Source organism: Paraburkholderia sp. GAS199 (assembly GCF_050436585.1).
In the GTDB taxonomy this organism is placed as follows: domain Bacteria; phylum Pseudomonadota; class Gammaproteobacteria; order Burkholderiales; family Burkholderiaceae; genus Paraburkholderia.
The window spans coordinates 1,247,371-1,261,174 of sequence record NZ_JBNDMM010000001.1; the positions used below are offsets into that span (position 1 = coordinate 1,247,371).

Here is a 13,804-nt window from a genome sequence, read left to right on the forward strand (position 1 = left end):
GCGTAACGGATATGGCTTCAGGGGCGAAGGCCAGATTATGAACCAGTGACGTCTTTAAAGCGCAGCATATCCTGCGTCTACGCAACGTAGGCGGCAGGTCAAAAATGTTCTAGGCTGAAGAAATAGAAATGACGCCGCGGGGTAGACAAAAATATGAAAGCTCGCTCGCCCGTAACGATCTGCCTGCCGCTGGCGCTGTTCGTCGGGGCCTGTCTGTTATCCCTTCCAACGTTTGTGCTGGCGGTTGTCTGGATGACGATTGGCGTGATGGCACTGGGACATCGACCGCTGGAGAGTTTTCCTCCTGCCGGCATTCCTAGGGGATGGCTCCGCGGCTATCGTTCGGCGTGCGTGTGGTTCTATCACCTGGCGTGGTGGCCGTGGTACATGCGCGCGTCTTTCCGGACCACCGCGCGCAGGATCAAAGATGCAAGGAGTCAGGCGAGGCAAGCGCGGACCGGGCGACGCAGAAAGAGCCGTGATTGAACGCTCATTGCCTGACGTTGCGGTAAGAATTTGATCCATCGCGCTCAGTCTTTGAATCGGCTGAAAGTGGACGTGTGAGTCTTGCTTTGCGGACAGCTGACTGTCTCTTGTGGGTCGCGTATCGCCGTCGGGCGCGAACGGTACGAATGGCGGCAACGGGTCGATTAGAGAAGTTCGTCGGTTGGGGCTAAGGGCGACTTGCGCCGAGAGGGGATGATCTTCGGAAGAAAGCCGGAACCGAGCTTAGTGCATCAATTTAGTGTGTACAGTTCTGAACTGCATACGCGCACGGCTCGCCCGTCGTAAAAACACCGCTTGTTGGCCCGTTGTAGTTCACACGTGACACGGACCCGTCTCAGGGCCGCGCCACCTTGAACAACTGCCGGCCGCATTAAAGCCAACGTACGATTCGATATGCGACTGTCGTGAGGCCGGCTCGCATCTGTTCCGGATTTACCGAAACCGACGGACGGGAGTCGCATGACTGCAGCGAAGCGCACTGGCGGCGGAGACTCCGGGCGAGGCCGGTCGTGCCGCCCGCGCGCGCACGCGGCCGCTTCGCAACATGGCGATTCGCATATGCCAGGCTTGAGTTCTTTGTGCTGTCACGACCTGAATCGAAGTTCCTGCTATCGCTTTGCTGGAATTCCGCGCTGGGCTGCGCAGGTTGGCGCGGAGAAGCGCAATCGCAAGTTCGGTTCGAACGGCAGGGGCAGGGCCGGCGAAGAATTCGCGAGCAGTCGGTTCCGCACGAGTTAGCTCATCGACAGCGCTTCGTGACGATGCGAAAAAGTAACCTTGCCGCGGCACCGTAACAATCAGCTTGCGATCGGCGCCGAGCTTCTTACGGATGCGGCATAGGTGTACGTCGAGATTGCTTTCGTCAACGACGACGCCTTTCCAGACCGCGCATAGGAGTTCAGTTCGCGAGACCAGTCTGCCGCCCGCAGCCACGATAAAAAGAAGAATATCGAAGGCCCGCGATCCGAGCTCCATGTCTTCACGCTCCAACATCAGCCGGCGTTTTTCGACGTCCATATAAAAACGACCTATCCTCATGATTACCACCAATCGCCAATTCAAATATGATCGGAGATGGGGATCTCTGCTCGTCTTAAAACACCGGTGATGCGCAATCTGACGTTGCGAATAGCGCAACAGCTCCGCACGAACATCTGGCCATGTTTTGACTTTGATGGAGTCATCGCCCTTCTTCCGTCTGTAGGCGAATTAGGGCCGTTGACCAACTGCGACCCGCGCAAGCCGGCCGTGAATGACTAACGTGATCACAGGGGCTGGTGCGCTCCGATCGCGTTCCGAAGGATGCCGATCCGTTCGATTTCCACTTCACACACGTCGCCAAGCTTCGGCGCGCGAGTGGGTAAGCGAGTCACGACGGAGGGACATGCCCTGCCAAGAACGATCAAGTCTCCCGGCGCCAGTACCATTGCAGTGCTGACTAGCGACACGGCGGAGGGGACGTTGAACGCAAGGTCGTTGGTATTCACGTCATGAAGCGCCATCCCGTTCATACTGGTCAGAATCCGCAATCCGGCCGCACCATCCGGAATTTCGTCGACGGTAACTAAGGCTGGGCCCATGGCTCCATCGCCGTCAAAAGGGTGCGGAGTTTTTTGACCCGGGGAAGAGTCCTGTCTGTCGCGTAGGCCTAGGTTGCCGAAAATGGTATATCCAGCAACGTAGGAGAGCGCGAAGTTGCTAGCGATGCACTTGCCCGCACGGCCCATGACTACGACGAGTTCACCTTCATAGCCGACACGCGCGTTCCCGCGCGCGGGCCGCAGTGGCGTATTCGGGCCGATCAGATTGAGGCAGGACAATATGGAAAGTTTTGCGCAGGCGGGTTTTTCGCAGCCTGCTTCGCGTGACTGGTCTGGATAGCTTGGACTCACGCGGACGATCTTGCCGGGAGCAGTAATCGGCGGCATCACAGTGTGTCGGGCAGGATCAACGATCCTGCCACTGCTGGCGAGAGAGCGAGCCGCTTCGCTCAGCGCATCCGACCCGGCACGCAGAAGCTGGCTGAGTCTGCCAGGAAAACCGTCGTCTGTCTGATCCAGACCACGGTAAGTGCCGTCTACGAGACCGACGGCAATGCCCGAGGTGTTGTCGCGACGATAACTGATGAAGCGCATAGTGGGCCTCCTGGAGTCGAAGCGTTGCATGCGAAGCCGACGCATGAAAGTGCGGTTGCTATCGTGCAACCCGCGACCGCGAAATAATGATGATTATCTTGGCAGCTGCTCCGCTGGTCGCTACTACACGAGCCAAGGGCGATGTCTGATGCATCAAGGTTACCGCGCAGTCATCAATCGCGGTAATACGAAAAGGCCAATGTATTCGCGTAATCAGCCAATAAAGCGGCGGCACCGAGACCGTCGCGGGACGGACGCTTGATGCCTATGTTCGCCGCATCTCGGTCACCTGACACTTTGGGAGACTATTGCATCGATTGTTGAAGTCCGTAGCGACGGCTAATCGCGCCTTTAGATTACGCAGAGCGCCTTGCGATGGCTTTAAGGCAAGGCCGGTTTATGGTAGGAGCGTTCATCGCAACTACGCAACGACGACCGGTGGTTTTGGGGCGAATCAGGACAACTTGTCCGCCGAAGCGAATAGCCTCCGACCAGTTGCCCAAAGCGCGGCACAGCAGGGATAGTCTTCGCATGAACGATATCCAACCCCACGGCGATTTCCTGCCCCTTAGCGCCGGTCAGATTCACGATCTGGCCGCTGCCATTCGCGACGTTTTTGGAAGCAACATTTCTCGCGAACAGTTTAACGACAAGCTGCTGTTGTTTCTTGAGGATGTGCCGGGATATGAATCTGGCGGGGCATCGTCAGCGCTGATCGAGTCGGCGTGGGCCCTGTATGGCGGGGCCGGAGAATGATGCAGCCACTATTTCATATCGGCGAGATTGTTGCGACGCGCGGCGTTTTCGCGCATCTTGAATATCACCGCATCGCGGCCTTTTCATATCTGAGGCGTCACGCCTGCGGCGACTGGGGGATGGTGTCAACCGAGGATGCAGCGGCGAACCGGTTTGCGATCGAGTATGGTGCGCGCATCCTTTCGAGCTATGACATTGCGGGCAAACGCGTCGGGATTATCACGGAAGCAGATCGCAGCATGACGACACTGCTGTTTCCGGACGAATATTGATCGACATGGATGGTATTGGGCCAAGCCTTGGAGGCTATTTGCGTCGATGGCCCTTGCCCGAGTGCCGCGACCTGAGCATATCGGTGAACTGCTGTACAAAATCCACGAAGAAGCGCGCGGCGAACTGCTGACCTATCTGGTTGTCTCCCAGCTTGTTGCCCGGGCCCGATCAGGCGAATGGCTAACGCCTGAACACTTGGGGGAATCCGAAAACATATGGCTGAAGGCGAACGGCGGAAACTGTGACGTAGCCGAGCGTCTTCGATTGGGCCAGGACTCGTCTAAAGTAGCGTTCGAGATGTTGGCGATCCCGATGATGAAGGACTTGGCTTCCCTAACCGCCATGTTTGCCGATAGTCGGCGTTTGGATTATCGGAATCCGATTGTCCGGGGTGTCTTCGACGTATGCGCGAATTATCTGCTCGGTCCGTTGGATGTTCGGAGAGTTGGTCGCCCTCACGCGTAGTCGCCGAAGTTATCGGCTCCGATCGGCCATGAAGCGACACCCGATGCCACCGCCGTTTGGACATTCGTGCGGCCGCCTCGCTCCGTCAACGGCCCTTCGACCACCGATGATGTACGTCGCGCCGTTGGCCGTTGCGGACGTTCAGACTTCGAATTGGGTGAGACAACTCCATGTCGTTTTCCTACCGTCGACACATGAGGGACTTCCAGCGTCGGGTTGCAAGGTTAGCGAACGCGTACCTGGCCATATTGAGACCTTGAAGCGGTTTCTGTGAAAGACTGCTTCGAAGTCCATTGGCACCGTTCCGGCGACAAGCGGCCTGGCTGTGAACTACACCGAACATTCCGCTGGCCCCGGCTGCGCGCGCCGTCCGATTTGCGGGCCGGGATGTGACATTCATGGGCTAGGAGACGGAGAATAGTCGGGTTGTCCTTTCGTTTGAGCATGGTCCGACTAGAAAATGTAATTGTCGTGAATACGCGTTCGGCGCGAAGCGGCTCACACTGCCCCTACGTGCAAGTCGAACTATTTTCGATCTGGTCAAGCATCAATATCAGACGCATCACGCGCCGGGCACCATCTGGAAGCAAGGCCTGCTTCGTTCTCAGCACTGCAATACGTCGGTGCCAATAGACCAGTCCTAACGCGCTGTCCACAACGAGTTGGGGGACTATGCGTTCGAGATGGGTGAGATCTTTTTCAAACTGATGATGCGACACATTCCTCCCATGTACGATGTCTAAACCGTCTGAGATATATAACTCCGGAATCGATGCATCAATCCTTCACGAATGTCGCTGAATAGCGCCACTTGCTTGCATGGGGATCAATGCGCGCGTCATTGGCGCGTCGTGATTCCGCCCGTGCACTATCCGCCTGTTTTAGCACGAGTGCTTGAGCCTCGCGCGACAGAGCATACTCGCTCACTTTGCCAGTCGTACGTGGTGCAACTCTGAGTTGCGATTGCATGACGGTTCCAGAAGAAGGGGGCGCTGAGCGCGACCCGCCTGCTGACTGTATACCCATCGCGGTTTCCCGCCGGTACGCCACCGTACCGACTTCCCGCCGTTGCGCGAGCATCGTTAATGCAAGCCCTTTATCTTTTGTCACTGGACCGATTCCGCGGATCGCATCGTCACGCACGGCGCAGCAGGGGCTCCGTCAGTAACTGGGAAGCACCTGTCAAGCGCGCATGAAAGCGTGCAAGGGAGACACAATGTCAACCACCGATTCGATTCTGGAGGAGCCGCAGGCCTTCCTTCCGCACGCGAGTGTAGCGGCTTATGCGGCGATCTCCGGCATGGATGCCTACCGCGCGTTGGTCGCCGAGGCTGAACGCGATTACGCCGGATTCTGGGCGCGCCTGGCGCGCGAGACGCTCGATTGGAAAAAGCCGTTCTCGACGGTTCTGGATGAATCGCGCGCGCCGTTCTATGAATGGTTCAACGACGGCGCCCTCAATGCGTCGTACAACTGCCTCGACCGCCACGTCGAAGCCGGTAACGGCGACCATATCGCGGTGATCTTCGAAGCGGACGACGGCACTGTCACGCACGTGACCTACCGGCAATTGCTCGAACGGGTCAGTCGCTTCGCCAATGCCTTGCGAACCCGCGGTGTGAAGAAGGGCGACCGCGTCGTGATCTACATGCCGATGTCGATTGAAGGCATCGTGGCGATGCAGGCGTGCGCGCGCATCGGCGCGACGCATACCGTCGTGTTCGGCGGCTTTTCGTCGAAGTCGCTCAATGAGCGGATTGTCAACGTAGGCGCGATCGCGCTGATCACCTGTGACGAACAGATGCGCGGCGGCAAAGCGCTTCCGTTGAAGAGTATCGCGGACGAGGCCCTCGCGATGGGTGGTTGCGCAGCAGTGAAGAGTGTCATCGTCTATCGACGCACGGGCGGCAAGGTGGCGTGGCACGAGGGACGCGACCTGTGGATGCACGAGCTCACGCAAGCCGAAGCACCCACGTGTGAACCGGAATGGGTGGCTGCGGAACATCCGCTCTTCATTCTCTATACGTCCGGTTCTACGGGGGTGCCGAAGGGCGTGCAACATAGTACGGGCGGTTTCCTGATGTGGGCCGCGCAGACCATGAAGTGGACCTTCGACGCTAAGCGCAGCGACGTTTTCTGGTGTACCGCCGACATCGGCTGGATTACCGGCCACAGCTATATTGCCTACGGTCCGACGGCGATCGGCGCGACCCAGGTCGTGTTCGAAGGCGTGCCGACGTACCCGAATGCAGGCCGTTTCTGGGAGATGATCGCGAAGCACCGAGTGACGGTGTTCTACACCGCGCCGACCGCGATCCGTTCGCTTATCAAGCTGGCCGAGTCCGATCCCAAAGTTCATCCGAACCGTTACGACCTGTCGAGTTTGCGTCTGCTCGGCACAGTCGGCGAACCGATTAACCCCGCCGCATGGACGTGGTTCTACGAACACGTCGGCCATAGCCACTGCCCTGTTATCGACACCTGGTGGCAAACGGAAACGGGTGGTCACATGATTGCACCAATGCCTGGCGCGACGCCATTGGTACCGGGCTCGTGCACGCTGCCGCTACCGGGCATCATGGCCGCGGTCGTCGACGAAACCGGGCAGGACGTGCCGAACGGACAGGGCGGCATTCTTGTCATCAAACGGCCATGGCCGTCGATGCTGCGCGGCGTCTGGGGCGATCCGGAACGCTACAAGAAGAGTTACTTCCCAGAAGAACTCGGCGGCAAGTTGTATCTCGCCGGCGACGGCGCGGTGCGTGACGAGGACACCGGCTACTTCACGATTACTGGGCGTATCGACGATGTGCTCAACGTATCGGGCCACCGGCTCGGCACGATGGAGATCGAGTCGGCACTCGTCGCGCACCCACTGGTGGCGGAAGCCGCGGTCGTCGGCCGTGCAGACGAGACGACTGGCGAAGTTGTCATTGCGTTCGTGGTGTTGAAGGGCGAGCGGCCAACGGGCGATCAGGCGACCAGGATCGCGGCCGATTTGCGCAATTGGGTCGGCAAGGAGATCGGGCCGATCGCGAAGCCGAAAGAAATCCGCTTCGGCGAGAATTTGCCGAAAACGCGTTCGGGCAAGATCATGCGTCGCTTGCTGCGCTCGCTGGCGGCCGGAGAAGAAATCACGCAGGACGTATCCACGCTGGAAAATCCGGCGATTCTCGATCAGCTCGGGTGATGGTTCGAAGACCGCGAGATTGCCAGAACGTTTTTTTATTTTTAGGGGCAGGCCATGGCCAGCGCACCGATCCGAACCACGCTTGCGAATCCCGCGCCACTGGGTCTCGCCGGTTTTGCATTGACGACGTGGCTGCTGAGCATGATCAACGCCGGCTGGTTTTCAGGCGAGTCGATGGGTCTCGTGCTTGCCTGTGCACTCGCTTATGGTGGAACTGCGCAGGCCATTGCCGGGGTGATGGAATTGCCGCGCGGCAATACCTTCGGCGCGACAGCGTTTCTTAGTTATGGCGCGTTCTGGTGGTCGTTTGCACTGTTCGTGCTTTTTTTACACGACAAGGTGCCTCCCGCGTTCGTCGGCTGGTATCTGTTCCTCTGGGGTGTCTTCACGTTCTACATGTGGCTGGCCACCTTTCGCTCGCCTCGCGCGCTGCAGTTCATTTTTCTGGCGCTATGGATCACCTTGGGGTTGCTGGCTGGAGGAGAGTGGACGGGTTCAGGTCTGGTGCGGATGGCAGGCGGCTATATGGGGCTCGTCACCGCAGCGCTCGCGTTCTATCTGTCCGCAGCCGATGTAATCAACGAAGTGCATGGACGGGTCGTTCTCCCGGTCGGCGATCCACGGATACTTAGCCGGCATGCTGTGGCGCTCTGATCGTCGCAAGGGGCGCCGACAGCGGATTGTTTCGGGCCGTGAAAGTGGGCGTGAGCGTGACGGATGTAGTAGCACCTGGGCCGATCATTAAAGCGGCAAGCCAGCCGGATGTAGCAATCAATGACGGTCTGAGCAGCACTGAAGCGTACCGCAGGTGCGCCGATGGCAAATGGTGCTTGAGAAATTCTGGCCATCCGTTCGTGAATCGCGGGCGTCGGACACCAACCGTGTTGCCTATGCGGGAGGCCAAACGTTATGAACTTGTCGGGAAAAGTGGACGGCGCCGGCTGGACGGTCACGGCTAGCGCGCGCGAAAGCGGCGCTGAATTCGGCTGTCTGATCGGCATGAGCATTGCCACGCCAGCCGGGGTTGTCGTGCGTGAATTCACGCACGACCGAACCTTCAGTACGCCGCAGGAGGCTGTGCTGGATGGCTTGAGAGCAGGCATGTCGTGGGTTGCGTTGACGACGTCGAACACGATTAACGCCGGCTAGCGGCGCAGCGTTTCCCGGCGAGCGCTGCTTCCACCAGGCGAACTCAGCATCCCAACGACGCTGCAGAGTGTTTTCAGGTGATGAAAGCCGTGCGTCAGTTCAACCACCCAAAAAAACATATGTCGCTGCGCAGACACCGATCTAAATCAACTGGAGCTATCGACAATGAAAGCATTCGTTTATCTTGGTCCTGGCAAGAAGGCCGTCGAAGAACGGCCCAAGCCGGAGATCGAGGCGCCCACCGACGCCATCGTCAAGGTCACAAAGACCACGATTTGCGGCACAGACCTGCATATTCTCAAAGGCGACGTCGCGACTTGCCAGCCTGGGCGCGTGCTGGGCCATGAAGGCACCGGCGTGATCGTTCAGGTCGGTTCAGGTGTTACTGCGTTCAAGCCGGGGGAGCGCGTCCTCATCTCCTGCATCAGCTCGTGTGGAAAGTGCGAGTATTGCCGCAAGCAGATGTATTCCCATTGCGTAAGCGGCGGCTGGATTCTTGGCAACAGGATCGACGGTACGCAGGCCGAGTTCGTGCGAATTCCGCACGCGGATACCAGTCTCTACAGGATTCCGGACGATGCTGACGAAGAAGCACTAGTGATGCTGAGCGATATCCTGCCGACGGGCTTCGAGTGCGGTGTGCTCAATGGGAAAGTGCGGCCCGGCAGTACTGTGGCCATTGTCGGAAGCGGGCCAATCGGTCTAGCGGCATTGCTCACGGCGCGCTTCTACTCTCCCGCTGAAATCATCATGGTCGATCTGGACGACAACCGGCTGGAGACCGCGAAGCGTTTCGGTGCGACCGCGGTGATCAACAGCGCGGATGGCAATGCAGCGAAGGCGATCATGAAATTCACCTCTGGACGTGGTGTGGATACTGCCATCGAAGCGGTCGGCATACCTGCAACTTTTGAATTGTGCGAGGCGATCATCGCGCCGGGCGGGACGATTGCAAACGTCGGCGTGCATGGCATGAAGGTAGATCTGCATCTGGAACACCTTTGGGACCGGAATATCACGATCACCACGCGACTGGTCGATACCGTGAGCACGACTATGCTGCTGGAAACGTTGCGCTCCCGCAAGCTTGATCCCACGCTTCTGATTACCCATCGCTTTACATTCGCGCAGATCCTCGATGCGTACGACACCTTTGCGCGCGCGGCCGACACGCGCGCGCTCAAGGTGATCATCGCGGCCTAGCTTGCAGCGATGCATGGGACGCCGGTTAGCGGGGCAGTTCGTACACTGCCGCGGCGACGTCGGCATGTCCGTGTCTGGCGGCGTCCACGACACTGGTTTGCGCTTGCCGGCTCGGCACCAGCAACACTGGGAGGCTTGCGCTGCGCACGACACGTTCGGCCACGCTGCCGAGAAACAGACGCTTGAAACCCCGTCGCCCGTGTGTGCCGAGCACCAGCAGGTCTGCGTTGAATTCGTTGGCCGAAATGCGGATACGCTCGGAAATGTCCTCGCCGATCGGTGCGACGTCGACGATCCGCGGCACGCCTGCCACGTTCTCGTGCTTCATCCGTGCCAGTGCGTTCGCCAGCAAACGCTGGCCTTCTTCTACGAACGCGTCACGCAGGATCGTCGGATCGTAGCCGGAGGCGTCGTACGCCATCAATGGGTTGTCGACGACATAGAGCGGCTGCAACTGCGCGTCATTGTCGTGTGCGAGTTGCAGAGCACTGTCGAACGCGTGTTCAGACGTCTCGCTGCCGTCGATCGCTACCAGAATACGTTTATACATGTTGGCCTCGAAGAGTTCTTTCGGACGGCGCCGCCGCCGCGGGATTGGAATGCTTGCGCTCACAGCGCCGCAGCCTGAACCTTGCCGTCCACGATGTCCTTGCCGAACTGCATGGCAAGGTCGATCGCGTCGTTGAACGTGGCGGGGCTCGCTGCGTCGAAGACCGTCGAGTAGCGTCGTGCACCCGCGTCGTTCGACGGGATCGTGTCGATTCGCACCACCGAGGAAAAGCGCCGCGCGCCCGTGGCATACGGGTCGTCGAAAGGCGGGAACTGCTGGCTCGCGTAGGCACGTAACTCGTGTCCGTTGTATGTCGCAGTGGGGATGATCATGATGACGGGCTCCTTGACGAACGGTTTATTCCGCTGGGCTCCGCCCGGATATCGACGGCGTAACAGACAATCGGAAATAGCACAGTGAATAGCACTACCTTGCGCTCAATGACGGCGTAATGCAACGAACGGATCGCCTGGAATACCGCAGTGCGGTACGGCACCGTACCGACTTCGACCGGTCCTGCGCGCACCGTGAATAGGGAAGCTCCTCCGTCTGCCGAATATCGCCAATCCATTCGCTCAGGTACTCGGCTATGTACCTGTCGCGCTCATTTCAAGTCTGGAGTGTCACGTCATGACCTTTCTCAAGTCTCCGCCATCCACGCCCGACGCCGTCGCTGATGAATACGCCGCGACGATCTCCGGCTCTTCGCTCCCGAAGTACCGGATTCCGGAGACATCGTCCGACCGCCGCGCCGTATTCGATCTGGTGCGCGACGAATTATTCATGGACGGCAACTCACGGCAGAACGTCGCGACGTTTTGCACCACTTACGCCGACGACGAAGTTCGGCGCCTGATGGATCTGTCGATCGATAAGAACATGATCGACAAGGACGAATATCCGCAAACCGCCGAGATAGAGATGCGGTGCGTGCATATGCTCGCCGATCTGTGGCATGCCACGAAGTCGTGGAAGACCACTGGTTGTTCGACGACGGGTTCGAGCGAGGCCTGCATGCTCGGTGGTCTCGCGCTGAAGTGGCAGTGGAAAAAGCGCAGGCAAGCGCAAGGCAAGCCGACTGACAAGCCGAACTTCGTCTGCGGACCGGTGCAGGTGTGCTGGGCGAAATTCGCGAGGTACTTCGACGTTGAGATGCGGCAGGTGCCGCTCAGCGGCGACGCGACCGGACTACGGCCGGAAGATCTGGCCCAGTATTGCGACGAGAACACAATTGGCGTCGTGGCCACACTCGGTATCACGTTCACCTGCGTCTATGAACCGGTGAAGGCGCTGGCGGGCGCGCTAGACGCCTTGCAAGCCAACGTCGGGCTCGATATCCCGATTCACGTCGATGCTGCCAGCGGCGGCTTCGTCGCACCGTTCATTCAGCCTGACCTCGAATGGGACTTCAGCGTGCCGCGCGTCAAATCGATCAATGCGTCGGGTCATAAATACGGGCTCGCGCCGCTCGGGGTCGGTTGGGTAGTCTGGCGCAGCACACAAGACCTGCCCGACGAACTGATCTTCCGCGTCGACTATCTGGGTGGCGACATGCCGACGTTCGCACTGAATTTCTCCCGGCCGGCCGGACAGATCATCGCGCAGTACTACATGCTGCTGCGCCTTGGCCGTGAAGGCTATCGACGTATCCAGCAGGAGTGTGCCGACACCGCGCAAGCGCTGGCCGACGGGCTGGCGAAGATCGACGCACTAGAGATGATTTACGACGGACGCGGCGCGTTGCCGGCTGTCTGCTACAAACTGAAGCATCCAGAAACAGCGGGCTTCACGCTATTCGATCTGTCCGACCAGGCACGCATGCGCGGTTGGCAGATCGCCTCGTACGAGTTGCCAGCAGGACGCGAGGAGACCATCGTGCAACGCGTGTTGATCCGGCGAGGCGTGACCCGCGACATGGCGGCGATGCTGCTCACGGACATCCGGCACGCCGTCGCGCATCTGACGAAGAATCCGGTGCCGCATTCGACCGCCGGCCCTACCTTCCATCACGATTGATGTCGCCTCTTCACAGGAGCGCATGAAATGGATAACACCGTTACCACCGCGGCATCGCTGCCCGCGGCGAATGCCGCGAAGCGCGGCAAATACCTGAGCGTCACGTCTATCGGCCTGATGACGGCCGCCGCAGTTGTCACCAGCTTGCGTGGTCTTCCGTTGCTCGCGAAGGAGGAGATGACGATGTTCGTTTATCTCGCCTTTACCGTCGTTTTCTATCTGGTCCCCGCGTCGCTGATTTCGGCTGAACTGGGCGGCGCGTTTGCGGACCGGCGCGGCGGGATTTACACGTGGGTTGCGGAAGCATTCGGCACACGTTGGGGCTTTCTCGCGATCTGGCTTCAGTGGATTCAGAACGTCGTATGGTTTCCGGTCGCGCTGACCTTCGGCGCGGCGGCGCTCGCGTACACGATCGGCCGACCGGAGCTGGCGAAGAACGGTGTCTACGTCGGGATTTTCTGCATCGTTGCATACTGGCTCGCGACGTGGGTCGTACTGCAAGGCGTGGAAGTCTTCGCGAAGATTGCCAACTGGACCTTCGTGATCGGCACCATCGTGCCGGGCATCGTGCTGCTCGCGCTACTCGGCTACTGGATCGGGAGTGGCCACCCGCTCGGCTGGCAACACCTGAACGATGCAGCACTGTCTCAGGATGGCCATGCCCGCTTCTGGCCCGCGATTCACGGCTTTGGCACGATCTCGTTTCTTGCCGGCATCGTCTTGCTGTTCGCCGGTGTCGAGGTGCAAGCGGTTCATGTGATCGACATGCGCAGCCCGAGTCGCGGCTATCCGACGGCCATCGGACTGGGCGCGCTGATTTCGGTGCTGATCTTCGCTCTGGGCGCTTTGCCGATCGCGGCAATCTTGCCGTACGAAAAGATCTCGCTGCAATCCGGCGTGTTCGACGCATTCGGTGCCGTGCTTGCGGACATCTGGCACATGGGCTGGGCTGTGTCGGTATTGTCGTTGCTGGTCGGCGTGGGTGCAATCAGTGGGGTGCTGGCCTGGCTCGGTAGTCCATCGCGCGGCTTGCTCGAGACCGCACATGAGGGCGAGTTGCCGCCGATCCTTCAGGCGAAGAATCGCAAGGGTATGCCCACTCATATTCTGCTCGTGCAAGGTCTGATCGTTACGGTCATTTCCTGCTTCTACTTTGTGATCCGGGATGTATCGGTCGCGTTCTTCCTGATTTCCGCGATGACGATTTCGCTTTACCTGATTGCCTACATGTTGATGTACGCGGCGGCGATCAGGTTGCGCTATTCCGCACCCGCTTTGCCGCGACCGTTCACGGTGCCTGGCGGCATAGCCGGTATGTGGCTGACGGCCGGTATTGGCTTTGCGGGGGTGCTGTTCAGTTTCGTCGTGTCGTTCTTCCCGCCGGACCAGTTGCCGGTCGGCTCGCCCGGGCTTTACACGGGGCTGGTCGTTCTCGGGATCATCGTGTTCGCGGGCATTCCGTTGATTATTCACCACGTGCGCACCAGCGATTGGGCGACTGTTCACGACGCGCCAGTGGTTCGTCCCGCCGCGATACCACTGGAATAGGTGGGCGGGCGA

General features: G+C 59.4%; 13 protein-coding genes. 9 read left to right on the forward strand and 4 right to left on the reverse strand.

From position 1 onward, the window contains the following. Positions 1–939 precede the first annotated feature (939 nt). Both P3T18_RS05495 and P3T18_RS05500 read right to left on the reverse strand, forming a co-directional pair. Positions 940–1,524 (reverse strand): winged helix-turn-helix domain-containing protein, encoded by a 585-nt coding sequence (locus tag P3T18_RS05495; RefSeq protein ID WP_429298886.1) that lies wholly within the window; start codon positions 1,522–1,524, stop codon positions 940–942. Between the two features lie 248 nt (positions 1,525–1,772). Then, complete coding sequence (locus tag P3T18_RS05500) at positions 1,773–2,642, reverse strand: fumarylacetoacetate hydrolase family protein (RefSeq protein ID WP_429298887.1); 870 nt, start codon at positions 2,640–2,642, stop codon at positions 1,773–1,775. 531 nt (positions 2,643–3,173) lie between these two features. Here P3T18_RS05500 and P3T18_RS05505 point away from each other — a divergent pair. The 7 genes from P3T18_RS05505 (at position 3,174) to P3T18_RS05535 (ending at position 9,678) form a co-directional block, all read left to right on the forward strand. Continuing rightward, positions 3,174–3,398, forward strand: coding sequence for a hypothetical protein (locus P3T18_RS05505; RefSeq protein ID WP_429298888.1), 225 nt, complete (start codon positions 3,174–3,176; stop codon positions 3,396–3,398). Beyond that, positions 3,395–3,670 (forward strand): hypothetical protein, encoded by a 276-nt coding sequence (locus P3T18_RS05510; RefSeq protein ID WP_429298889.1) that lies wholly within the window; start codon positions 3,395–3,397, stop codon positions 3,668–3,670. Before P3T18_RS05505 ends, P3T18_RS05510 begins: the two co-directional genes overlap by 4 nt. Before the next feature lie 46 nt (positions 3,671–3,716). Further along, entirely contained in the window at positions 3,717–4,136 is a 420-nt protein-coding gene (locus P3T18_RS05515) for a hypothetical protein (RefSeq protein WP_429298890.1), read from the forward strand. A gap of 1,216 nt (positions 4,137–5,352) precedes the next feature. Further along, complete coding sequence (gene acs / locus P3T18_RS05520; RefSeq protein WP_429298891.1) at positions 5,353–7,326, forward strand: acetate--CoA ligase; 1,974 nt, start codon at positions 5,353–5,355, stop codon at positions 7,324–7,326. A 54-nt stretch (positions 7,327–7,380) separates the two neighbouring features. Then, positions 7,381–7,980 (forward strand): acetate uptake transporter, encoded by a 600-nt coding sequence (locus P3T18_RS05525; protein WP_429298892.1) that lies wholly within the window; start codon positions 7,381–7,383, stop codon positions 7,978–7,980. Between the two features lie 255 nt (positions 7,981–8,235). Then, positions 8,236–8,475, forward strand: a complete 240-nt coding sequence (locus P3T18_RS05530; RefSeq protein ID WP_429298893.1) for a hypothetical protein — start codon at positions 8,236–8,238, stop codon at positions 8,473–8,475. A gap of 165 nt (positions 8,476–8,640) precedes the next feature. After that, entirely contained in the window at positions 8,641–9,678 is a 1,038-nt protein-coding gene (locus P3T18_RS05535; RefSeq protein ID WP_429298894.1) for a zinc-dependent alcohol dehydrogenase family protein, read from the forward strand. A 25-nt stretch (positions 9,679–9,703) separates the two neighbouring features. On the opposite strand, the gene P3T18_RS05540 is transcribed toward P3T18_RS05535, so the two are convergent. Together P3T18_RS05540 and P3T18_RS05545 are read right to left on the reverse strand one after the other, a co-directional pair. Continuing rightward, the gene (locus P3T18_RS05540) at positions 9,704–10,228 is read right to left on the reverse strand and encodes a universal stress protein (RefSeq protein ID WP_429298895.1); all 525 of its coding nucleotides are present in this window, start codon (positions 10,226–10,228) and stop codon (positions 9,704–9,706) included. 59 nt (positions 10,229–10,287) lie between these two features. Beyond that, positions 10,288–10,560: a hypothetical protein gene (locus P3T18_RS05545; protein ID WP_429298896.1), complete on the reverse strand. Its 273-nt coding sequence runs from the start codon at positions 10,558–10,560 to the stop codon at positions 10,288–10,290. A gap of 298 nt (positions 10,561–10,858) precedes the next feature. Here P3T18_RS05545 and P3T18_RS05550 point away from each other — a divergent pair, with 298 nt between their 5' ends. Both P3T18_RS05550 and P3T18_RS05555 read left to right on the forward strand, forming a co-directional pair. Then, positions 10,859–12,244 (forward strand): glutamate decarboxylase, encoded by a 1,386-nt coding sequence (locus P3T18_RS05550; RefSeq protein ID WP_429298897.1) that lies wholly within the window; start codon positions 10,859–10,861, stop codon positions 12,242–12,244. Positions 12,245–12,271: 27 nt separating this feature from the next. Next, a complete protein-coding gene (locus tag P3T18_RS05555) occupies positions 12,272–13,792 on the forward strand; it encodes an amino acid permease (protein ID WP_429298898.1) in 1,521 nt (506 codons plus the stop codon). Positions 13,793–13,804: the final 12 nt, after the last annotated feature.

Bases quoted from the DNA above. Each gene is read 5' to 3' on its own strand.
- P3T18_RS05550 (WP_429298897.1), top strand. From the start codon at position 10,859: ATGACCTTTCTCAAGTCTCCGCCATCCACGCCCGACGCCGTCGCTGAT.
- acs (WP_429298891.1), top strand. From the start codon at position 5,353: ATGTCAACCACCGATTCGATTCTGGAGGAGCCGCAGGCCTTCCTTCCG.
- P3T18_RS05515 (WP_429298890.1), top strand. From the start codon at position 3,717: ATGGCCCTTGCCCGAGTGCCGCGACCTGAGCATATCGGTGAACTGCTG.
- P3T18_RS05555 (WP_429298898.1), top strand. From the start codon at position 12,272: ATGGATAACACCGTTACCACCGCGGCATCGCTGCCCGCGGCGAATGCC.
- P3T18_RS05500 (WP_429298887.1), bottom strand. From the start codon at position 2,642: ATGCGCTTCATCAGTTATCGTCGCGACAACACCTCGGGCATTGCCGTC.
- P3T18_RS05505 (WP_429298888.1), top strand. From the start codon at position 3,174: ATGAACGATATCCAACCCCACGGCGATTTCCTGCCCCTTAGCGCCGGT.
- P3T18_RS05530 (WP_429298893.1), top strand. From the start codon at position 8,236: ATGAACTTGTCGGGAAAAGTGGACGGCGCCGGCTGGACGGTCACGGCT.
- P3T18_RS05545 (WP_429298896.1), bottom strand. From the start codon at position 10,560: ATGATCATCCCCACTGCGACATACAACGGACACGAGTTACGTGCCTAC.
- P3T18_RS05535 (WP_429298894.1), top strand. From the start codon at position 8,641: ATGAAAGCATTCGTTTATCTTGGTCCTGGCAAGAAGGCCGTCGAAGAA.
- P3T18_RS05540 (WP_429298895.1), bottom strand. From the start codon at position 10,228: ATGTATAAACGTATTCTGGTAGCGATCGACGGCAGCGAGACGTCTGAA.
- P3T18_RS05510 (WP_429298889.1), top strand. From the start codon at position 3,395: ATGATGCAGCCACTATTTCATATCGGCGAGATTGTTGCGACGCGCGGC.
- P3T18_RS05525 (WP_429298892.1), top strand. From the start codon at position 7,381: ATGGCCAGCGCACCGATCCGAACCACGCTTGCGAATCCCGCGCCACTG.
- P3T18_RS05495 (WP_429298886.1), bottom strand. From the start codon at position 1,524: ATGGACGTCGAAAAACGCCGGCTGATGTTGGAGCGTGAAGACATGGAG.